The sequence below is a fragment of the Bradyrhizobium sp. USDA 4461 genome, from assembly GCF_054055655.1.
Map to the genome: position 1 here is coordinate 248,422 of NZ_JBSRXM010000001.1, position 21,141 is coordinate 269,562.

18 protein-coding genes and 1 pseudogene are annotated in these 21,141 nt (G+C 65.9%); 7 read left to right on the forward strand and 12 right to left on the reverse strand.

Features of this window, described 5'->3' with window-relative positions; genetic code table 11:
• Nucleotides 1-401: 401 nt before the first annotated feature.
• The 3 genes from ACVINW_RS01250 to ACVINW_RS01260 form a co-directional block, all read right to left on the reverse strand.
• On the reverse strand, nucleotides 402-1,289 hold the full coding sequence (locus ACVINW_RS01250) for a 4-(cytidine 5'-diphospho)-2-C-methyl-D-erythritol kinase (protein WP_456749620.1): 888 nt from the start codon (nucleotides 1,287-1,289) through the stop codon (nucleotides 402-404).
• A gap of 287 nt (nucleotides 1,290-1,576) precedes the next feature.
• The gene (locus tag ACVINW_RS01255) at nucleotides 1,577-3,364 is read right to left on the reverse strand and encodes a tetratricopeptide repeat protein (RefSeq protein WP_456749621.1); all 1,788 of its coding nucleotides are present in this window, start codon (nucleotides 3,362-3,364) and stop codon (nucleotides 1,577-1,579) included.
• A 454-nt stretch (nucleotides 3,365-3,818) separates the two neighbouring features.
• Nucleotides 3,819-5,492, reverse strand: coding sequence for an electron transfer flavoprotein-ubiquinone oxidoreductase (locus tag ACVINW_RS01260; protein WP_456749622.1), 1,674 nt, complete (start codon nucleotides 5,490-5,492; stop codon nucleotides 3,819-3,821).
• A gap of 188 nt (nucleotides 5,493-5,680) precedes the next feature.
• Between ACVINW_RS01260 and ACVINW_RS01265 the strand changes: the two genes are divergently transcribed.
• Nucleotides 5,681-6,499 (forward strand): uracil-DNA glycosylase, encoded by an 819-nt coding sequence (locus tag ACVINW_RS01265; protein WP_456749623.1) that lies wholly within the window; start codon nucleotides 5,681-5,683, stop codon nucleotides 6,497-6,499.
• A gap of 115 nt (nucleotides 6,500-6,614) precedes the next feature.
• On the opposite strand, the gene ACVINW_RS01270 is transcribed toward ACVINW_RS01265, so the two are convergent.
• The 4 genes from ACVINW_RS01270 to ACVINW_RS01285 all read right to left on the reverse strand — a co-directional run bounded on the left by ACVINW_RS01270 (nucleotide 6,615) and on the right by ACVINW_RS01285 (nucleotide 10,969).
• A complete protein-coding gene (locus ACVINW_RS01270) occupies nucleotides 6,615-8,120 on the reverse strand; it encodes a glycosyltransferase family 39 protein (RefSeq protein WP_456749624.1) in 1,506 nt (501 codons plus the stop codon).
• A 250-nt stretch (nucleotides 8,121-8,370) separates the two neighbouring features.
• On the reverse strand, nucleotides 8,371-9,147 hold the full coding sequence (locus ACVINW_RS01275; protein ID WP_456749625.1) for a ribonuclease HII: 777 nt from the start codon (nucleotides 9,145-9,147) through the stop codon (nucleotides 8,371-8,373).
• Nucleotides 9,148-9,226: 79 nt separating this feature from the next.
• The gene (locus tag ACVINW_RS01280) at nucleotides 9,227-9,673 is read right to left on the reverse strand and encodes a VOC family protein (protein WP_456749626.1); all 447 of its coding nucleotides are present in this window, start codon (nucleotides 9,671-9,673) and stop codon (nucleotides 9,227-9,229) included.
• Between the two features lie 117 nt (nucleotides 9,674-9,790).
• Nucleotides 9,791-10,969, reverse strand: a complete 1,179-nt coding sequence (locus tag ACVINW_RS01285) for a PA0069 family radical SAM protein (protein WP_456749627.1) — start codon at nucleotides 10,967-10,969, stop codon at nucleotides 9,791-9,793.
• Between the two features lie 164 nt (nucleotides 10,970-11,133).
• Between ACVINW_RS01285 and ACVINW_RS01290 the strand changes: the two genes are divergently transcribed.
• Together ACVINW_RS01290 and ACVINW_RS01295 are read left to right on the forward strand one after the other, a co-directional pair.
• Entirely contained in the window at nucleotides 11,134-11,703 is a 570-nt protein-coding gene (locus ACVINW_RS01290; RefSeq protein WP_456749628.1) for a glycosyl transferase, read from the forward strand.
• Nucleotides 11,704-11,756: 53 nt separating this feature from the next.
• Nucleotides 11,757-12,698, forward strand: coding sequence for a bifunctional helix-turn-helix transcriptional regulator/GNAT family N-acetyltransferase (locus ACVINW_RS01295; protein ID WP_456749629.1), 942 nt, complete (start codon nucleotides 11,757-11,759; stop codon nucleotides 12,696-12,698).
• A gap of 138 nt (nucleotides 12,699-12,836) precedes the next feature.
• On the opposite strand, the gene moaB is transcribed toward ACVINW_RS01295, so the two are convergent.
• Both moaB and ypfJ read right to left on the reverse strand, forming a co-directional pair.
• Nucleotides 12,837-13,400, reverse strand: a complete 564-nt coding sequence (gene moaB, locus ACVINW_RS01300; protein ID WP_456749630.1) for a molybdenum cofactor biosynthesis protein B — start codon at nucleotides 13,398-13,400, stop codon at nucleotides 12,837-12,839.
• Between the two features lie 128 nt (nucleotides 13,401-13,528).
• Entirely contained in the window at nucleotides 13,529-14,467 is a 939-nt protein-coding gene (ypfJ, locus tag ACVINW_RS01305; protein ID WP_456749631.1) for a KPN_02809 family neutral zinc metallopeptidase, read from the reverse strand.
• Nucleotides 14,468-14,849: 382 nt separating this feature from the next.
• Between ypfJ and ACVINW_RS01310 the strand changes: the two genes are divergently transcribed.
• Both ACVINW_RS01310 and ACVINW_RS01315 read left to right on the forward strand, forming a co-directional pair.
• Nucleotides 14,850-15,983, forward strand: a complete 1,134-nt coding sequence (locus ACVINW_RS01310) for a DNA methyltransferase (RefSeq protein WP_456749632.1) — start codon at nucleotides 14,850-14,852, stop codon at nucleotides 15,981-15,983.
• Nucleotides 15,984-16,351: 368 nt separating this feature from the next.
• Entirely contained in the window at nucleotides 16,352-17,038 is a 687-nt protein-coding gene (locus tag ACVINW_RS01315) for a glutathione S-transferase family protein (protein WP_456749633.1), read from the forward strand.
• A gap of 64 nt (nucleotides 17,039-17,102) precedes the next feature.
• On the opposite strand, the pseudogene ACVINW_RS01320 reads toward ACVINW_RS01315, so the two are convergent.
• Nucleotides 17,103-17,210 (reverse strand): annotated as a pseudogene (locus ACVINW_RS01320) (DUF1127 domain-containing protein); the annotation flags it as partial.
• Between the two features lie 73 nt (nucleotides 17,211-17,283).
• Complete coding sequence (locus tag ACVINW_RS01325) at nucleotides 17,284-17,727, reverse strand: nuclear transport factor 2 family protein (RefSeq protein WP_456749634.1); 444 nt, start codon at nucleotides 17,725-17,727, stop codon at nucleotides 17,284-17,286.
• A gap of 152 nt (nucleotides 17,728-17,879) precedes the next feature.
• On the opposite strand from ACVINW_RS01325, the gene ACVINW_RS01330 reads away from it, so the two are divergent.
• Nucleotides 17,880-18,794: a LysR family transcriptional regulator gene (locus ACVINW_RS01330; protein WP_456756266.1), complete on the forward strand. Its 915-nt coding sequence runs from the start codon at nucleotides 17,880-17,882 to the stop codon at nucleotides 18,792-18,794.
• A 177-nt stretch (nucleotides 18,795-18,971) separates the two neighbouring features.
• Here ACVINW_RS01330 and ACVINW_RS01335 read toward each other — a convergent pair whose 3' ends face one another.
• Nucleotides 18,972-19,592, reverse strand: coding sequence for a glutathione S-transferase family protein (locus ACVINW_RS01335; protein ID WP_456749635.1), 621 nt, complete (start codon nucleotides 19,590-19,592; stop codon nucleotides 18,972-18,974).
• 178 nt (nucleotides 19,593-19,770) lie between these two features.
• On the opposite strand from ACVINW_RS01335, the gene ACVINW_RS01340 reads away from it, so the two are divergent.
• Nucleotides 19,771-21,036 carry a flavin-dependent oxidoreductase gene (locus tag ACVINW_RS01340; RefSeq protein ID WP_456749636.1) on the forward strand — a complete coding sequence of 422 codons (1,266 nt, stop codon included), beginning with the start codon at nucleotides 19,771-19,773 and terminating at the stop codon, nucleotides 21,034-21,036.
• The last annotated feature ends 105 nt before the right edge of the window (nucleotides 21,037-21,141 follow it).

Genomic DNA, 21,141 nt, shown 5'->3' on the forward strand with positions numbered 1-21,141 from the left:
TCGGAAGAGACACCTACCGCTAGGGCGTCAGGCCTGCACGATTTCGCCGTCCGCTTCATGCGCATTCGTCGACTGCGCAATCGGCGTCCACCGCATCTCACGCCGCGTTCGTGACGATCGCGAAGCGCCCCTCGATCGGGTGAGACGGGCGGAATTGAACATCTGATTTGCCCGACGACGGAAGCGCTATTTTGCCCGTCGGGGTGATTTGTCGCAGTCTTTCCCTGCCGTCATTCCGGGGCGTGCGAAGCACGAACCGGGAATCCATTGATCCACAACACCTGCGGCCCGATGGATTCCGGGCTCGCGCTGACGCCCGCCCCGGAATGACGCGGAGAGGATGGCGCACGAGCCCTCAGGTGCGCGATCGTGCACCGGGGGATGACAGAGAGCAAGCAGCGCTAGCTCAGCGAGCCCGCATGCACCCACCAGCCCGGATGCTCGGCGCGGAGCTTCTCGCCGGCGGCCTGCGCGTCTGCATCGCTGGCGAACACGGCAAAGCAGGTCGCGCCTGAGCCCGACATCCGCACCAGGCGGACGCCCGTGGTCGCACGCAGCGCGGACAAGACGTCGCTGATGACGGGCTCGATGCGCGCGGCGGGGCCTTCGAGATCGTTGGTGCCGCGCGACAGTGCCGCAATCCAGTCGTCGACCGCGCGGCCGGCCGCCGGCCAGTCCGGCGCCTGCATCACGACATCGGTGGCGCCGATCAGGAGCTCGCCATGGCGCAGGCCGAGCGCGTTGAAGACATCCTTGGTCGCAACCGGCACGCGCGGATTGACCAGCACGGCGGGCATTGTCGGCAGATCGAGCGGCAGCAGGCCTTCGCCGACGCCGGTCATGTCGCAGGCGCGCGAGGCGACGCACACGGGCACGTCGGCGCCGGTCGCCAGCGCGACCTCCATGATCCTGCTGTCGTCGAGCGCAAGCTCGTTGAGCCGTGCCAAAAGCCGCAGCGCGGCCGCGGCATCCGCCGAGCCGCCGCCGATGCCGGCCGCAACCGGCAGCACCTTCTCCAGGGTGAAGTGGCCGACCTCGAGATCGACGACGCGCTCGCCGAGCAGCCGCGCCGCCTTGAGCACCAGATTGTCCGAGGTATCGCCGCAGGCATCGGCCAGCGGCCCCGACATCGACAGCGACAATTCGGGCCCCGGCTCCAGCGTCAGACGATCGGCGCAATCGGCAAACGCGACGACGCTCTCCAGGTCGTGAAACCCGTCGACGCGCCGTCCGACAACCCTGAGCGTCAGGTTGACCTTGGCACGCCCTTCTTCAATCAGCGCCGGCACGGCGAGTAACCCCTAAAAAACAATGATCGTGAGCGATTAGCGTAAATCGCCGCACGATCCTATCCCTTTGTTTGGATGGAAATTCCGGGAGTATGCCGGATCAAGCGCCGCATCCGCCGCCGTCGTCCCTGCCTCGTGCGCAATTGCGCACGGGAGCAGGGACCGATACTCCGCGGCGGATGTTGCGATCGGGATTCGTCGTTCGGGTAGCTTGCAACAATAATCATCGATGGTTATGGGTCCCTGCTTTCGCAGGGACGACACCGAATTTGCCGCAAGCGCCGGGTCTAGCCGCCCTTTCCGTCGTCGTCCTTCTTCTTGTCGGCCGCGGCGGCGTTCGAGGTATCATCCGGCAAGCCGTTGTCGATCTTGGCCTGGATCTTCGGCAGCTCTTCCGGCTCGGGCTTGAGGTCGCGGGCGTGCGCCCACTGGAACTTGGCTTCCAGCGTGCGGCCGACGCGCCAATAGGCATCGCCGAGATGGTCGTTGATGGTCGGATCTTCCGGCTTCAGGTCGATCGCGCGCTCGAGGTTCTTCACCGCCTCGTCGTAATTGCCGATCCGGTAATAGGCCCAGCCGAGGGAGTCGACGATGTAACCGTCGTCAGGGCGCTGATCGACGGCACGCTTGATCATCTTCATGCCTTCGTCGAGGTTGATGCCCTGGTCGATCCAGGAATAGCCGAGATAGTTCAGCACATGCGGCTGCTCGGGCTGCAGCTCGAGCGCCTTGCGCATGTCGGCTTCGGCCTTGTTCCACTGCTTGGAGCGCTCCTCGCAGATGCCGCGGTAGTAATAGGTGACCCAGGCATTCTTGTCGCCGTTGCCGGCCGGCAGCGCATCGATCGCCTGCGAATAGGTGGTGGCGCAGTCGGCGAACTTCTTGCGGCCGCGCTCGATATTGCCGAGCGCCAGGATCGCCTCGACGTCCTTCGGCTGATCCGCGGTGACTTCCTTCAGGATCTTGATCGCCTCGTCGCTGCGGTCGGCGGCGTCGAGATTGGTCGCGAGCTGGATCTGCGCGTTGCGCTTCAGCGGCGAGGACGCCGGCATCCGCTCATAGACCTTGATCGCCATCTGCGGCTTCTTCACCGACTCGTAGAGATCGGCGAGCGAGAGCAGCGCCAGCGGATGGTTCGGCTGCAGATAGAGCGCGAGTTGCAGATAGACCAGCGCGAGGTCCTCGCCGCCGCGGCGAGTCAGCGTCGCGCCGATGCCGTACAGCGCCTCGGCGGCGCCGGCCTGCGGGCTGTCGACCAGCGGCGGCAGCTTCTTGCCGGCCTTGGTCTCCTTGATGCCCTCAAGCACCAGCGGATGGCGCGGCAGCTTCTTGTCGAACGCCTCGTACATCGCGGTCGCGGCGGCGGCATCCTTGTTGCGCGAGGTCCAGCGCGCATATTCGTCGACCGTGCGTAGCATCGAATCGTCGAGCTTGTAGACCTTCTCGAAGCGGGCGCCGGCGTCCTTCTCCTTGCCGGACAGTTCGTAGATCATGCCGGCATGCAGATCCTTGAAGATCGGATACCATTCCGGCCCGGTCAGCTTGTCGATCGAGGCGACCGCGCCCTTGCTGTCGCCGGCGCCATAGGCCGCCCAGGCCGACAGCAGCGTCGCCACCAGGTCGGTGATCGGACCGCGCACCGACTGGTTGATGTTGGACTGCGCGGCGGCGTATTTCTTCAGCTTGAGGTCGCGCACGCCGACCACGAGGCGGGCGACGCGGTTGGACTTGTCCTGGGTCAGGATGCGGTCGGCGAGCTTGACCGCCTCCTCGATGTCGCCGTCGGCGAGCGAGGAGATGAAGGCGCGGTCGAGCAGCTCGGAATTCTTCGGGTCGGTCCGCAGCGCCGAGCGGTAGAATGCCGCGGCCGAGGACGCATCGCGCTCGACGCTGGCGTGGCGGGCGGCCAGATAGCTGCCGGCTGTTGTCAGCGACTTCAGGTCGGTCTTGGAGGGGAATTGCGCGGTATTGTCGGTCGGATGGTCCGGCGTTTGCGCTGCGAGCTGCGCAGGCACGGCAAGCGCCGCGGCAGCGAGAACGGCAATCGTCAGGCGGTGGAATCGGGTGGACAGCATCACGGTCGCCTTGCTCCAGGGGTTTACGCCAAGATGGATTTTACGGCCAAGATCTTGCGATCAGTCTCAAAATGCGAACCCAAGCGGCGGCATCACGGCGGGGGCGACAATGCCGCTTTTGGCGTTTATCCGCAAGGATCGCCCCAAGGAAAGCTCAACGGGCGCCCATGACGAATCATTTGGCAGATTAGGCCTTTAGACCCGCCGATCCGGCCAGCCCCCGCAAGACGCTCCCACTATGGCGGTATCGTGACCGGGCCGCGCATATTCGCGTGCAGAAGCAAAAAGCAGCGGATACGGCGCCCACCGGCCGGTGTTCCGCCGCTCCTATTGTACCGAACGGTGCAATCCGGCCGCTCGACCCGAGAGCGGGCCGTGCCGCGGTTGCGGCGGCCCATGCTGTGGTCTCACGCAAATGTGGTCGGCCGCCTTCGCCCACCCCTCACCTTACATCTTACATCGCCTCGTAGTTCGGGCCGCCGCCGCCCTCCGGAGGAACCCAGGTGATGTTGCCGTTGGGATCCTTCACGTCGCAGGTTTTGCAGTGGACGCAATTCTGGGCGTTGATCTGGAAGCGCGGACCTGAGGATTCCTCGACCCATTCGTAGACGCCGGCCGGGCAATAGCGGTTGGAGGGACCGGCGAACACGTCGTGCTCCGAGGTCTTCTGCAGGTTCATGTCGGCAACCTTGAGATGGACCGGCTGGTCCTCCTCATGGTTGGTGTTGGACAGGAACACCGACGACAGCTTGTCGAACGTGATTTTGCCGTCCGGCTTCGGATAGGCAATCGGCTGGTGCTGCTTCGACGGATCGAGCGTCTTGCGGTCCGGCTTGGCGTGCGACTGGGTGCCGAACAGCGAGAAGCCGAGCGTGTTGCACCACATGTCGAAGCCGGACAGCGCCATGCCGAGCAGATTGCCGAACTTCGACAGCAGCGGCTTGGCGTTGCGGACCTTGAACAGGTCCGTGCCGATCGAAGACGAACGCCAGGCGTTCTCGTATTCGACGACTTCGTCATTGGCACGGCCGGCGCCGAGCGCGGCGGCGACATGCTCGGCGGCGAGCATGCCGGAGCCCATCGCATTGTGGACGCCCTTGATGCGCGGCACGTTGACGAAGCCCGCGGCGCAGCCGATCAGCGCGCCGCCCGGGAAGGTCAGCCGCGGCACCGACTGGTAGCCGCCCTCGGTGATGGCGCGCGCGCCGTAGGCGAGCCGCTTGCCGCCCTCGAACAGCTCGCGGATATCGGGATGGGTCTTCATCCGCTGGAATTCGTCGAACGGCGACAGATAGGGATCGTTGTAGTTCAGATGGACGACGAAGCCGACCGCGACGCGGTTGTCGTCGTAATGATAGAGGAACGAGCCGCCGCCGGTCTTGTCGTTCAGCGGCCAGCCGAGCGTGTGCTGCACCCGGCCCTTCTTGTGCTTCGCCGGATCGATCTGCCAGACCTCCTTGAGGCCGATGCCGAATTTCGGCGGCTCGGAGTTGGCGTCGAGCTTGAACTTGGCGATCAGCTGCTTGGACAGCGAGCCGCGCGCGCCCTCGGCGAACAGCGTGTACTTGCCGAGCAGCTCCATGCCGCGGGTGTAGGAATCCTTGTGGCTGCCGTCCTTGGCGATGCCCATGTCGCCGGTCGCAATCCCGCGCACCGCGCCCTTGTCGTCATAAAGCACTTCGGCCGCCGCAAAGCCAGGATAGATCTCGACGCCGAGCGCTTCCGCCTTCGGCGCCAGCCAGCGGCAGACATTGCCGAGCGAGCCGATGTAGTTGTGATGATTGTGCATCAACGGCGGCATGATGAAGTTCGGGATGCGGAACCAGCCTTGCGACGTCGCCCAGTAGAAGCGGTCGCTCGTGACCTGCGTCTTCAGCGGACAATCGGCATCCTCGCGCCAGTCCGGCACCAGCTTGTCGAGCCCGGACGGATCGATCACCGCACCGGAGAGGATGTGCGCGCCGACTTCGGAGCCCTTCTCCACCACGACAACCGAGAGCTCCGGATTGAGCTGCTTGAGCCGGATCGCGGCCGACAGGCCCGACGGGCCGGCGCCGACGATGACGACGTCGAATTCCATAGACTCACGCGGAGGCAGGCCTTCGGCATTTAGGTCTTCAGCACTCATGATCTTTGATCTCAGCCCAATGAGAACGCTTCTAAGCTTTTCAGGGTCGTTGTTTCCGATTTTTCGGGGAAGGACAACCATGGAATTGCGCTTGGCAAGGTTTCGCGCGGCTCCGAGGACGCAGGGGCATGGACTTTTCCGAAATCGAGCCTCCACTTTTCCCGTCCATGCTCTAAATTGTCCCCATCATGATGCCCGAGCCCTCCCCTACACTGCAGCAATTGCTGGCCTTTTACCTCGAGGCCGGGGTCGATTGCGCGCTCGGCGATGCGCCGATCAACCGGCTGGAGGAGGTCGAGCCAGTTCCCGCGCCCGCCGCGCCGCGGCCGGTGGCGCTCAACCCGCTGCGTCCGCCGCCGATGCCTTCCGTTCCGCGCAGCGAAATCACCGTGGCGCCGGAGGCTGCGGTCGCCTCGGCGCGCGAGGCCGCACGCTCCGCGCCGACGCTCGAAGCTTTGCGCACGCTGATGGAGACGTTCGACGGCTGCGCGCTGAAGCACACCGCGACCAGGCTGGTGTTCGCCGATGGCAATCCGCAAGCGCGGGTGATGTTCGTCGGCGAGGCGCCGGGACGCGACGAAGACATCGAGGGGCTGCCGTTCGTCGGCCGCTCCGGCAAGCTGCTCGACCGCATGATCGCCGCGATCGGGCTCGATCGCAGCAAGGCCTACATCGCCAACGTGATCCCGTGGCGGCCGCCGGGCAACCGGACGCCGACGCCGCAGGAAACGCAGGTGTGCCTGCCCTTCATCCAGCGCCATATCGAGCTGGTCAATCCCGACGTGCTGGTGACGCTCGGCAATCCCTCGACGCAGGCGCTGCTCGGCACCCGCGAAGGCATCATGCGCACCCGCGGCAAATGGATCGATTACGACACCGGCACCCGCACGATCCGCGCCGTCGCGACCTTCCATCCAGCCTATCTGTTGCGCTCGCCGTCATACAAGCGGCTGTCGTGGCAGGATCTGCGCGCGATCGCGAAGGCGTTGCAACAGGCGACGGCGTAGCTTGTAGCTTCGTAGCCCGGATGGAGCGCAGCGCAATCCGGGTCTGACAGCGCAGGTTGAGGAAGTGGCCCCGGACTTCGCTTCGCTTCATCCGGGCTACGGCTTCACATCAACCTCACCCCTTCGGCCGCACGATCGCCCAGCCGATCCGCAGCACCGGCTGCCGGCCATTGACCAGGCGGTCGAACGCGCGCGGCACTTCCGGCACGAGGCCGGGGAAGCGCTGTGCGAGTTCGGGCGGCGGCGTGCCGGCGGTGTCCTGCGCGCGCCAGACCACGACGCCGCCGGTCTCGTTGAACTTCGCGATCGACAGCCAGGGCGTCCGCTGCGGCGCGGCGTCGAGCAAGAGATGCGGACGGCGGCCGTTCATCGCGATCAGGCTGGCGATCTCGGGATCGCCGGCGACCGCGCGCAGGCGCTGGTTGGTGCGGCGCTCATAGCTGTCGTCGAAGAAGCGGCCGATCGCGGCTGCCGGCAGCGAGGTCGGCGCCTCCGTGGTGCTGATCCACGGCAGGAACAACGCCGCCGCCAGCGCGGCGGCGGCGGGCGCCGCGACCGCGAAGGCCCACACCGAACGCAACAGCCGCTGCCGCCTGAGCGGGATCAGGTCACCGGTCGCGACGACGGCGGCGAGCCCCGCCATCAACAGCGCGACGCCAGCGCCGCCGAAGGTGCGGTCGAGATCGAACAGGCCGGAGACGAAGCTGCTCAAAATCGCCGGCGCGAACGCGAAGAAATAGACGAATTGCTGCGCCAGCGGACTGACCCGCGGACGGTAGATGATCGGCGCATCCTCGTTGGCGCGGGCGAACCAGCGCGAATTGAGGATCGCCAGCACCGCGATCGCGGCCGTCGCCACGATCAGCCCGCCGAGCACGACGCCCCAGCGCAGCGCGCGCTCCCTGAGATCGGCGATCCCGGGCAAGGCCGGCAGCGCGAGCGCATCGGCGCGGACCAGCCAGATCAGATAGGGCAGCGCCAGCACGATGACGACCAAGAGCGCATAGAGCGGATCGACCGCGCGCAGCGTGCGCCGCCCGCGCTCGGTCGCCAGCGCAAAGCCGACCACGAGCAGGATCATGCCGATCGCCGCCGGCGTCGTCAGCAGCAGCAGGCCGCAATCGATCGACCAGGCGAACCAGGCGCTGCGCCGGTTCTGCCCGATCAACTGCCAGGAATGCAGCAGCAGCAGCGCCCACAGCGGACGCGCCAGGATCAGCGGGCCGAACTCGACGCTCGGCGAGGAGAACACCACCACCGTCATCGACAGCAAGACCGCCAGCACGCCCTGCGGGCCGCCGACGATGGCGCGCGCCAGCCTATAAAAGGCGATGAAGGTGGCGATCTCGCAGACTTGCGCCAACAGATAGACGCCGAACACGTGATTGCCGGCGGCACGGAAGGCGATGTCGGCAAGCCAGAATGCCAGCGGCGGCCCCATGTCGGTGCCGACCTGATACTCGCGGCCGAAGGCCAGGATAGTGGCGAGATTGCCGGGCGGGCTGCCGTAGAAGATCAGCGGCAGCAGCAGCCAGATCGCGGCCTGCACCAGCACCACGACCCACACCACGAGGCGCGGCCGGGCGCGGATCAGTTCGACAACCAGGGAGGTAAACCGCATGAAACGCCTGAAATGCCCCTGCCACCATGTCAGCGGCGTCATCTGATCCGGAGGGTTTTGATAAACGGCGACGGCGGTGGAGGCAACCGGCGCCGTATGAGTCGGCGGTGCAAAGCCACACAGAGCCGTCATGCCCCGCGAGTGGGCATCCAGTACGCCGCGACCTCTCGATCGAAAACGACTGCCTCTGGAATACTGGATCCCCGCATACGCGGGGATGACCAGCGGAGATGATCGGCGCCGTCGCCCTTTACGCCGCTTCGGATGAAACGGCTTCGCTCTCGGCATCGACCGTGAACAGGTCGGGCTCGCCCGGCACCGGAAGATGCTTCAGCCGCGCCGCGACGACGGGGGCGAAGAAGCTGCGGTGATGGCTGCTCGGCCCGAGCCGGTCCAGCGCCTCGAGGTGCTCGGGGACCGCATAGCCCTTGTGCTGCTCGAAGCCGTAACCGGGACAATCCAGCGCCAGCGCGCACATCAGGCGGTCGCGCGTCACCTTGGCGATGATCGAGGCGGCCGCGATCGAGGCCACAATGCCGTCGCCGCCGATCACAGCGTCGCAGTCGCAGGGCGTGGCGAGCTTGTCGCGGCCGTCGACGAAGACGTGCTTCGGCATTTCCGGCAGCGCGTGCACCGCGCGCGCCAGCGCCCACAGCGAAGCGCGCAGGATGTTGTCGCGGTCGATTCGCGCCGGCGAGGCCACTGCGACCGAGAACGCAGCGGTGGCGCAGATCTCCTCGAACAGCTCCTCGCGGCGCTCCGCGGTCAGCCGCTTGGAATCGTCGAGACCCTTTGGAACGCGGGCGGGATCGAGCACGACGGCGGCGGCCACCACGGGCCCTGCCAGCGGGCCGCGCCCGGCCTCGTCGCAGCCGGCGACCGGCCAGACGCCGCTCTTGATCAGCGCGCGCTCGCGCCGGAAGGTCGGCCGGGTCACCGCGACGACGCGCTTGGCCGGCCCGGCCGATTTGGCCGGCGCCTTCTTCGACGAGGTCTTTGATGCGCTTTTGGATTTATCCCGAATCATGCGTGGGATCGTGATCAAGCAAGCCCCGCGGCGCAACCGGGAACCGGCCGCCCGTCCCCGCTATTCAAGTCGGCCGTTGCTAGTCCGGAATTGACACCAGCCCGTCATCGCGAACCTCGAAGCCCGGCGCGCGCACCACTTCCCAGGCGTGGCCGTCGGGATCGCCGAAATAACCGCAATAACCGCCATAGCTGGTCGGCTGCGCCGGCTTCAGCAATGTGGCGCCTTTCGACAGCGCGAACGCCATCACCCGATCGACCTCGGCATCGTCGTTGCAGTTCCAGGCGATCGCGACGCCGCGGAAGGCGACCGGCCGCGGCTGATCGGGGAGTGCGGCGTCGGCGGCGAGCAGATGCCACGGGAACAGCCCGAGCACGCTGCCGCCGGTCTCGAAGAAGGCCACCTCCTCGCCGGTCGCGCGCATCTTCCTCGTGAATCCGAGGGACTCGTAAAAGACGATGCTGGCGCGCATGTCGCTGACGCCGAGCGTGAGGACGGTGAAGCGCGCGGTCGGGGCGTTAGTCATCGTTGCACTCACTGTTATCTTCGTAGCCCGGATACAGCGAAGCGCAATCCGGGAAAACTCGCCACCGATATAAGAACCCGGATTTCGCTGCGCTGCATCCGGGCTACGGCGGCCCGCCTAGAACAAACTGAGCTGCTGCCCGTTGCGCTTCGGCTTGGCGAAGTGATCGGTTGTCAGCTTGGTGCGCCGCTTGTTGAGGCCGAGCTTTTCGCAGGCGATCTCGAAGCGGCGGCCGATCATCCAGGCCATCGGGCCAGTGCCCTTCATCCGCGTGCCCCATTGCGAGTCGTAGTCGCGGCCGCCGCGCATGTCGCGGATCAGCGTGAAAACGTGGCGGTAGCGGTCGGGATAGTTGGCCATCAGCCATTCGCGGAAGAGATCGCGGACCTCGAGCGGCAGCCGCAGCAGCACGTAGCTTGCTTCCTTGGCGCCGGCATGGACGGCGGCGTCGAGGATGCGCTCGATCTCGGAGTCGTTCAGCGCCGGGATCACGGGCGCGACCATCACCGTGGTCGGGATGCCGGCCTCCGTCAGCCGCTTGATCGCCTCGAGCCGCTTCGGCGGGGTCGAGGCACGCGGCTCCATGGTGCGGGCAAGCTTCGGGTCGAGCGTCGTCACCGACAGCGCCACCTTGGCGAGATTGCGCTTGGCCATCCGCGCCAGGATATCGATGTCGCGGGTCACCAGCGCCGACTTGGTGACGATGCCGACCGGATGCCCGGCGCGCTCCAGCACCTCGAGGATGCCGCGCATGATTTTCCGCTCGCGCTCGATCGGCTGATAGGGATCGGTGTTGGTGCCGATCGCGATCATCCGCGCCTCATAGTCGGGCGCCGCCAGCTCCTTCTCGAGCAGCGCGGGCGCGTCCGGCTTGGCAAACAGCTTCGACTCGAAGTCGAGCCCCGGCGACAGGCCGAGATAGGCGTGGGTCGGCCGCGCGAAGCAGTAGACGCAGCCGTGCTCGCAGCCACGATAGGGATTGATCGAGCGGTCGAAGCCGATATCGGGCGAGTCGTTGCGGGTGATCACCTTGCGCGAGCTGTCGAGCGCCACGCTGGTGGTAAATGGTGGCAGGTCGTCGAGGCTCTGCCAGCCGTCGTCGAACGCAACCCTCGCCTCGGCCTCGTAACGTCCGCTGGCGTTGGACTGCGCGCCGCGGCCGCGCCGCCGCTCGCGCTCGATTGCGACCGCAAGCTCGGGAAAAGGCGCAGGGACAGGTGAAGGTGCACCCGCCGGGTTATCGGAGGGCGCCGTTACCGGCGGGTGCTTGAGGGCATGAGAGGATGCTCGGCTCATGCTGTGAAGCTAGCACAGCGTGAGAACAAATCAAGAACATGAATCGAGAAATTCCACAGAACCTTGCTGCAAAATTCTGCAAGCGAACAGGCTGCTTTGAATATGACAAGGTGATAACACGGCCGGAGTTTCTTGAACCGTTTGAGCCACCGAAGCCTCAAATCATGCTGAGCGTGATCATTCCAACCGACGGCATCGAGCGCACCGCGGTCGCCACATTGGCGGCGCTGGTGCCGGGCGCGGCCGCCGGCGTCGTCCGCGAGGTGCTGCTGGTCGACCGCACCAATAGCGACGTGATGGAGCGCGTCGCCGACGTGGCCGGCTGCGGCTTCCTGCGGTTCGAGGGCACGCGCGCCGCGGCGCTGGCCGCCGGTGCGAAGCAGGCCCGCTCGCCCTGGCTGATGTTCCTGCATCCGGGCGCGGTGCTCGATGCCGGCTGGATCGAGGAGACCACCCAGTTCATCCAGATGGTGGCGGCCAGCGGCAAGGACCGCGCCGGCATCTTCCGCTACGCCCGCGCGCCCTACACCGACCCCGGCCTGCGCGACGGCCTCAAATTCGTCGCCCGCATGATCACCGGGCCCTCGGCCGAACAGGGCCTCCTGATCGCGCGCGAGCATTATGAACGGATCGGCGGCTACCGGCCCGATGCCCGCCGCTCCGAGGCGCGGCTGCTGCGCCGGCTCGGCCGTTCCTCCCGCACCATGCTGCGCAGCCGGATCATGGTGGCGTAGCGCCTCGCGGACGGCTCTTGCGATTTATTTGATTGCGTCAAATAATCTGTTTGATGAAATCAAATTCCCAGGACGGCTCCCTTGCGAGCCAGGTCGCCGCGGTGCGCGGCTTCAGCCGGTTCTATACCCGCAAGCTCGGCATCATCGAGCCCAAGCTGCTGCATTCCCCGTTCACGCTGCAGGAAGCCCGCATCATCTACGAGCTCGCGCATCGCCCCGACTGCATCGCGACCGATCTGGTGCGCGATCTCGACCTCGATCCCGGCTTCGTCAGCCGCATGCTGGCGGCGCTGCAACGCCGTCAGATCTTGACACGCAAACCGTCGAGGGCCGACCGGCGGGTCAATCAGGTGGCGCTCACCGCCAAGGGCCGCACCGCTGCCGCGGACCTCGACCGCCGCTCGCGCAGCGAGGTCGGCGCTCTGTTGAAGCGGATCGACGGCAAGCGCCGCGCCGCCGTGGTGCGCGCGATGGGCACGATCGAGCGCGCGATGGAGCCGCCGGCGAACAAGCCGGCCGGCTTCCTGCTGCGCAGCCATCGCGTCGGCGACATCGGCTGGGTCATTTCGCGGCAGGGACGCGCCTATGCAGACGAATATGGCTGGGACATCAGCTACGAGGCACTGGTGGCCGAGATCTGCGCGCAATTCATCCGGTCGTTCGATCCGGCCCGCGAGCATTGCTGGATCGCCGAGGTCGATGGCGAGCCGGCCGGCTCGATCTTCCTGGTCAATGGCGGCGACCGGGTCGCCAAGCTGCGGCTGTTGCTGGTCGAGGAGGAGGCGCGCGGACTTGGCGTCGGTCGCGCGCTGGTCGAGCAATGCATCCGCGCCGCCCGCGAGATGGGTTACAAGAAGATGACGCTATGGACCCAGAGCATTCTGGTCGCCGCGCGCGGCATCTACGCCCGCGCCGGATTCCACAAGGTGAGGGAAGAGAAGCACCACAGCTTTGGTGTCGATCTGCTCGGCGAGACCTGGGAGCTGGAGCTGTAGGCTCGCCTCATGCCCTGCCGTCATTCCGGGGCATCGCGCAGCGATGAGCCCGGAATCCATCGGCCACGTAACGCTGCGGCGCAATGGATTCCGGGCTCGTGCTTCGCACGCCCCGGAATGACGTGGATAGAGCCGATACTACGCGCTCGCGCCCTTCGCCTTCGGGCGGCGCAGATGCTCATCGAGCCGCGGCATGATCTCGACGAAATTGCAGGGCCGCGTGCGGTAGTCGAGCTGCGCGGCCAGGATGCCGTCCCAGCCGTCGCGGCAGGCGCCCGGTGAACCCGGCAGGCAGAAGATGAAGGTCGCGCCGGCAACGCCCGCGGTGGCGCGGCTCTGAATCGTCGATGCGCCGATCTTGGCGTGGCTCAGCATGTGGAAGGCGATCGAGAAGCCGTCCATCCGCTTCTCGAACAGCGGCTCGACCGCCTCCGGCGTCACGTCGCGGCCGGTGAAGCCGGTGCCGCCCGTCGTAATGACGGCATCGACGCCCGGGTCCGCGATCCAGCGCCGGATCACCGCACGGATCGCCTCGACGTCGTCGGTGACGATCTCGCGCGCGGCGAGCGCGTGGCCGGCCGCAGTGAGCCGGTCGGCCAGCGTGGTGCCCGACTTGTCATCCGCCAGCGAGCGGGTGTCGGAGATCGTCAGCACCGCGATGTTGAGCGGGATGAAGGTTTTGGATTCGTCGATGGAGGACATGACTCTAATCTTCTCGTCATGCCCGGGCTTGTCCCGGGCATCCACGTCTTCACACTCTATCAGAAGTAAGACGTGGATGGCCGGGACAAGCCCGGCCATGACGGTCAATACTTCGGGCGCCCCAACGACTACACTCCACCGCCGAACGTGTTGCAGGCCAGCACGGTACCCTGCTGGTAGCCGGTCATGAACCACTGCTTGCGCTGCGCGGCGGAGCCGTGGGTGAAGGAATCCGGCACCACCCTGCCCGTCGCCTGCCGCTGCAGCGTATCGTCGCCGATCGCGTTCGCCGTGGTCAGCGCGGCGTCGATGTCGCCGGCCTCGAGGAAGCCCGGCCGCTTCTTCTCCTCGCGGTTGACCCAGACGCCGGAGAGACAATCGGCCTGCAGCTCGACCTTGACCTGCAACGCGTTGGCTTCGGCCTTGCTGCCGGCCTGCTGCTGCAGCCGGTTCACGCGCGGGATGATGCCGAGCAGGTTCTGGATGTGATGGCCGGCCTCATGCGCGATGATATAGGCCGCGGTGAATTTGCAGGCGTTGCCGGAGCAGCCGCGGAAGCGGGTCTCGACCTCGCGGAAGAAGCCGGTGTCGAGGAAGATGGTCTTGTCCGGCGGGCAGTAGAACGGCCCCATCGCCGACTGCGCCATGCCGCAGCGGCCGCCATTGGTGGCGTTGCGGAACAGCACGATCTTCGGACCGGTGTAGCTCTGGCCCGAAGCCTGGAAGATCTCGCTCCAGCGATCGTCGATCTCACCCAGGATGCCTGATATCATGCTGCCCATCTCGTCGGTCGGGGCGCCACGCTTGACCTGGCCGCCCGACGCCTGCCGGTCGGTCTGATAGGTCGGCGCCTGGCCGCCGCCGGTGAGAATCTCGGCGCCGCCGATCAGGATGCGCGGATCGATGCCGAAGGCGTAGCCAAGCAGGCCGAGCACAATGACAGTGCCGATGCCGAGGCCGCCTCCGCCGCCCATCGGAATGCCGAATCCGCCGCCACCTCCGCCTCCGCCGCTGTCGTCGCGACGGTCTTCGATGTCGTCGCTGCGGCGGAAATCATCATAGCGCATGGCGGTTTCCCTTCATTCCAGTCGGCGACCCAACGTGGGACACACCAACTTAAAATTTCCATTCTGTTAATCAATATCCTGCCCGGCAATAATTGCCTAGTCCGGAAGACGCGCATCGCTCGCGGCGCAACCGGCTGCGAATGAGGCCGAATCTACCGGCTGAATCGTGCCGGTTTGATGATCGGCAAAACTTTTCGCCGAATGCGCTGATGTTGCAGCACAACGCCGACGGCCATGCGCCACGCCATTCAAAAGATGCTGCAATCTTTTGCATGAAGATTTCCAATTAAGTCGATTTTTACTTTGCCGGGTCAATGTGACGCCAGTCGGTTGTTTAGTCCCGCGTCGCCGACAGCGTCGCCTGAGTCAGAGTTCTTGAGTCATGGTAGTGTCGCGTCGCGGGGCGTCTGCAAGGGCGCCCCGCACTAAATTTGAGAGTGCCCCGTCGAGCCACATCGTCATTGGCGATTGCGTGGCCGAGTTGTCGAAGCTTCAGGCCGGCTCGGTCGACCTGGTGTTCGCGGATCCTCCCTACAATCTGCAGCTCAAGGGCGATCTCAAGCGTCCCGACGAATCGCATGTCGATGCCGTCAACGACGATTGGGACAAGTTCTCCTCGTTCGCTGCCTATGACGATTTCACCCGCGCCTGGCTTTTGGCCTGCCGCCGCGTGATGAAGCCGTCGGCGACGCTGTGGGTGATCGGCTCCTATCACAATATCTTCCGCGTCGGCGCGATCATGCAGGACCTCGGCTTCTGGCTCCTGAACGACATCGTATGGCGCAAGTCCAATCCGATGCCGAATTTCCGCGGCCGCCGCTTCACCAACGCGCACGAGACCATGATCTGGGCCGCGCGCGACGAGAAGGCCAAGGGTTACACCTTCAATTATGAAGCGCTGAAGGCCTCCAATGAGGACGTCCAGGCGCGCTCCGACTGGCTGATCCCGCTGTGCACCGGCGAGGAGCGCCTGAAGGGCGATGACGGCAAGAAAGTGCATCCGACCCAGAAGCCCGAGCAGCTGCTCGCCCGCGTGCTACTGTCGTCGTCGAAGGTGGGCGATCTCGTGATCGATCCGTTCAACGGCACCGGCACCACCGGCGCCGTCGCCAAGCGTCTCGGCCGCAATTATATCGGCTTCGAGCGCGACCGGACCTATGCCGCCGCCGCCGAAGCCCGCATCGCCGCGATAGAGCCGCTGCCGGAGGCAACGCTGGCGCCGTTCATGACCGCGCGCGAGGCGCCGCGCGTCGCCTTCTCCGAGCTGATCGAGCGCGGCATGATCGTACCCGGTGCCAGACTGGTCGACGCCAAGAAACGCCACGGCGCCCTGGTGCGCGCCGACGGCGCCATCATGCTCGGCGACAAGGTCGGCTCGATCCACCGCATCGGCGCGGTGGCCCAAGGCTCCGGCGCCTGCAACGGCTGGACCTTCTGGCACGTCGAGACCAAGAACGGCCTCAAGCTGATCGACGAGCTGCGCGCCGAGATCCGCTCCGAGATGGCGGTGGGCTGAGATCTCTCCGTCATTGCGACCGCAGGATAGATCTAGCGGCGAACAGAAGGCGGAAGCGAGACCTGTCCGACGCTTCCGCCTCTCTCCCTGTCATTCCGGGGCGCGCGCAGCGCGAGCCCGGAATCCATTGCGCCGCAAGCTCCGCGGCCTAATGGATTCCGGGCTCGCCGCTTCGCGGCGCCCCGGAATGACAGATAGAGAGATGACGCCCCCTCTTGAACGCGGCCCGCTGACCAGCGCGCCACGCGACCCTGATTCACAAACTCGTCGCTTGCGCATCGCAGCGAAGTTTGCGCATGAGGGGCCGTGCGGCCTTCCCCCCGCCGCGTCCCGAACCCGCCGGTCACAAGAATCAAGGGAGTCCCTTCATGATCAAATTCTATTTCAACGGCGCGCCGAACCCGACCAAGGTCGCCTTGTTCCTGGAAGAATCCGGCCTGCCGTTCGAGGCGATCCCGGTCGACACCCGCAAGGGCGAGCAGTTCGCGCCGGAATTCCTCAAGGTCAACCCGAACGGCAAGGTGCCGGCGATCGACGATGACGGCGTGCAGGTGTTCGACAGCAACGCCATCCTGCTCTACCTCGCCGAGGAGCACGGCAAGTTCCTGCCCGCCAACACCCCGGCCAACCGCGCCGCGACGCTGTCCTGGCTGATGTTCATCGCGACCGGGCTCGGCCCGTATTCGGGCCAGGCCGTGCATTTCAAGCATTTCGCGCCGAAGGACCTCGACTACGCCAACAACCGCTACCAGTACGAGGCGCATCGTCACTACAAGATCCTCGACGATCACCTGGCCAAATCGCGCTACATGGTCGGCGACAGCTACACCATCGTCGACATGGCGTTCTGGGGCTGGGCGCGGATGGCGACCTTCATCCTCGGCGAGGAAGGCTACGCCAAATACCCGAACGTCAAGCGGCTGGTCGACGAGATCTCGGCGCGGCCGGCGGCGGCGCGTGCGCTCGCGCTGAAGGACAAGCACACCTTCAAGGCCGAGATGGATGACGCGGCGCGCGACATCATGTTCGGTCACCTCAAGAACAAGGTGGCCTGACGCAAGTCGTCATTCCGGGGCACGCGCAACGCGCGTGAACCCGGAATCTTGACGAGAGTTCTTGTTATGGCGGCCAGTACGGCCTGCGCTTGTCGTCACTGCGACGATGGCAGATATCGGCACGGCAGACGCCGATATCCTGCAGTTCGCGCTCGCTCATGGTGGCGAGTTGCCGCTATGCGCGCCGGTCCTCGCGCCATTGCCCGAACCAGATCAGCGCCGCCGCGAGCGCGGCCATTGGTGTTTCAACCCGCGGCGCGAACCTCAGCGGCAGGAAACGGACCGAGGGCCTTCTCGGTCAGCACCGAGTCGCAATATTCCCTCACCTCCTTGATTCTGCCGCCGTCGAAGCGGAACACCAGGCAATAATCGTTGTCGTAGCGCTGACCTTCCTTGGTGAGGTTGTTGCCCTTGGCCTCGACCACGACGATGTCGCCGTCGGCGATGATGCGATGCGCGACGGTGCGGCCGCGCTCGACCAGCCTGGAGCGGACATGGCCGTGCAGATCGGTCATGATCGATGGCTTGCCGGTGAAAGTGCGCGACCAGGAATATTGCCCGGTCACGGTCCATGTCGCGTCGTCGGCAAGCGTTGCCATGAACAGCGATTTCTCGCGCACCGCGGGATCGGGGCTGCCCGCGATCACGAACATCTCCTGCACCAGTTTCTTGTTGTCGGCTGCGCTCATGGCGCGTCTCCTTTAGCGATGGGTTGGCTTTGACGTGCAGCGTTCCGCACGCGAAGCAGTGTCCGCTTCGCGTGAGATCGCCTTGCCTTCCAATCCTGCGGTGCAGCCAGCCATTCTTCCAATCGATAGGTGATATGATATATATTCACCTGATGAATTTGAATTCGCTTGACCTCAATCTGCTGGTCGCGCTCGACGCGCTGCTGCGCGACGGCAGCGTCAGCCGCGCCGCGCTGCGGCTCAATCTGTCGCAGCCGGCGACCAGCCATGCGCTGCAGCGGCTGCGCGACCTGATCGGCGATCCCTTGCTGGTGCGCAACGGCGCGCGGATGGAGCTGACGCCGCGGGCGCAGGCGCTGCGCTCGCCGCTGGCACAGGCGCTCGATCAGGTGCGCACGCTGTTCGTGGCGGACGATTTCGACGCCACCCGCAGCGAGCGGCATTTCCGCCTGATGATGCCCGACCTCGCGGTCGAGCTGTTGATGCCGCCGCTGATGGAGAAGGTGACGCGGCTCGCGCCTCACGTCACCATCGACGTGGTGCCGTGGCGGAGCTCCACGATCTTCACGCCGGACTTCGCCCGCACCATCGATCTCGTGATCTCGATCGGCAACTCCTTCAAGGGCTTTCACCGCCAGCGGCTCTACACCGACATCGATGCGCTCGCGGTGCGGCGCGGCCACCCCGCCGGGGCGAAGCTGCGGAAGCGCGAAGCATTCCTCGCCGCGCGCCATGTCGCCGTGATCATCCGCGGCCACAACGAGGATCTGATCGACACCTGGCTGCGCGCCAAGGGCATCGAACGGCGGATCGCGCTGGTGGTGCCGGGCTATATCGAGGCGCTGCACGTCACCGCGCGCACCGACCTCGTCGCCTTCGTGCCGCGCCGGCTGATCGCGGCGCTGGCGAAGCAATTGTCGCTGATGATCGTGACCCCGCCGCTCGATCCCGGGATCGACGAGCAGCACATGTTCTATCCGACCCGGGCGCAGATGGATCCGGGCTCGATCTGGCTGCGCAGGCTGATGCTGGAGACGGGACGGGAGCTCGAGACGCAGAGGACGTGACGGCGTGCTCTCTCTCCACACGTCGTCCCGGCGAAAGCCGGTGACCATAACCACAGTTGTGAATTGGAGATGAAGGGCCATGGCCCCAGCGTCGCGCCACAATTGAGATTTGTGGTTATGGGTCGCGGCCTTCGCCGGGACGACACCGATTTTTTTGCGACACCGAGTTTTTGGCGCTTACGCCTTCACCTCGGCCAGCACCTTCTTCACCGCAGGCCGCTGTTCCATCGCCGCGCGATGCGCCTTCACCTTGGGCAGGGTCGCGACGTCGACGCCGTCGCCGTCGAGCCAGAGCGTCAGCGTGTAGAGATAGGCGTCGCCGATCGTGTAGTTCTCGCCCATCACCCACGGTCCCCTGAGCATGTCGCGCTCGATCAGGTCGAAGCAGGCGCCCATGGTCTTCGGGACCATCGACTTCATGTCGGCGAATGACGTCTCCTGGGTCGCCCAGCGCGCGCCGCGCATCTTGTGGGCGTGGCAGACATGCACCGTCGAGCAGAGATAGGAATTGAAGGCCTGCAGCCTGGCGAACTCGAAGGCGTCGTCGAGCGGCGCGAGCTTCGCCTGCGGATGGGTCTGCGCGATGTAGGCCAGCATCGCCGGGGTTTCGGTCAGCACGCCGCGGTCGGTCACCAGCGACGGCACGCGGCCCTTCGGATTGATCTTGAGATATTCCGGGCTGTTCTGCTGGTTGACCTTGAAATCGAGCCGCTCGACCGTGTAGGGCGCACCGGCCTCAGCCAGCGCGATGTGGGAGGCGAGCGCACAGGTGCCGGGGGCGGTATAGAGCTTGAACATGTCGATGTCCTCTGCGGGCCTTGTCGGTCCGTTGCGACCCGGCCCTCGCTTTTTATGAGATGCAGCGGACGTTAGCGGCAGCCCCCCTCGCCGTCCACCCCGCACCGTGCCGCGGACCGGACCTTGCCCGCGGCACCGCCGCCATGCGATGACCATGGCCAATCGAGAGGGGCTTTTCATGACGGTGCTCATTGCAGGTGGCGGAATTGGCGGGCTGACGCTGGCACTCAGCCTGCACCAGATCGGCGTGCCCTGCCGCGTGTTCGAAAGCGTGCCGGAGCTACGGCCGCTCGGGGTCGGCATCAACGTGCTGCCGCATGCGGTGCGCGAATTGATCGAACTCGGCCTGCACGACGTGCTCGACGCATCCGCCGTGCGGACCCGCGAGCTCGCCTATTTCTCCAAGCACGGCAAGCCGATCTGGAGCGAGCCGCGCGGGCTCGAAGCCGGCTACAAATGGCCGCAATTCTCGATCCATCGCGGCCGGCTGCAACAGCTGCTGCTCGATGCCGCGACCGAACGGCTGGGTGCTGCGAACATCCTGACCAGCCACCACCTCACCGGCTGGACCGAGACCGCGGACGGCGTCCGCGCCGAGTTCATCGACAAGGCGACCGGCAGGCCCGCCGGCAGCTATGACGGCGCGGTGCTGGTCGCGGCCGACGGCATCCATTCGGCGGTGCGCGAAAAACTCTATCCGCAGGAGGGGCCGCCGCTCTGGAACGGCCGCATCCTGTGGCGCGGCATCACGCGGGCGAACTCCTTCCTGACCGGCCGCACGATGATCATGGCCGGCCACGAGGTCCTGAAATTCGTCTGCTATCCGATCTCGAAAGAGGCCGGCCCGGACGGCAAGTTCGACATCAACTGGGTCGCCGAGCGGCACATGCCGCCGACCTATCAATGGCGCCGCGAGGACTATAACCGCACCGCCCGGCTCGACGAGTTCCTGCCGTGGTTCGAGAGCTGGAATTTCGACTGGCTCGACGTGCCCGGCCTGATCCGGAACTGTCCGCATGCCTATGAATATCCGCTGGTCGATCGCGACCCGATCCCGCAATGGACCTTCGGCCGCGTCACGCTGATCGGCGATGCCGCGCACCCGATGTACCCGATCGGTTCCAACGGCGCCTCGCAGGCCATCCTGGATGCGCGCACGCTGACGCGCGAGATCTTGGCGCATGGCCCGACGCAGGCGGCGCTGTCCGCCTATGAGGCCGAGCGGCGGCCGGCGACCACCGATCTCGTGATGCTGAACCGCCGCAACGGCCCGGAACAGGTGATGCAACTGGTCGAGGAGCGCGCGCCCGACGGCTTCGGCGTCGTCACCGAGGTGCTGTCGCAGCAGGAGCTGGAAGACATCGCCGCCAACTACAAGCGCGTCGCCGGCTTCCAGGTCGAGGGCCTGAACGCCAAGCCGCCGATCGTGCAGCGGGCGGGCTGACGCAACTCTCTACCCGTCATCCTGAGGAGCGCGTAGCGCGTCTCGAAGGATGCAAGGCCACCAGTGGGGCCGTCGACCCTTCGAGACGGCCGCGTTGCGGCCTCC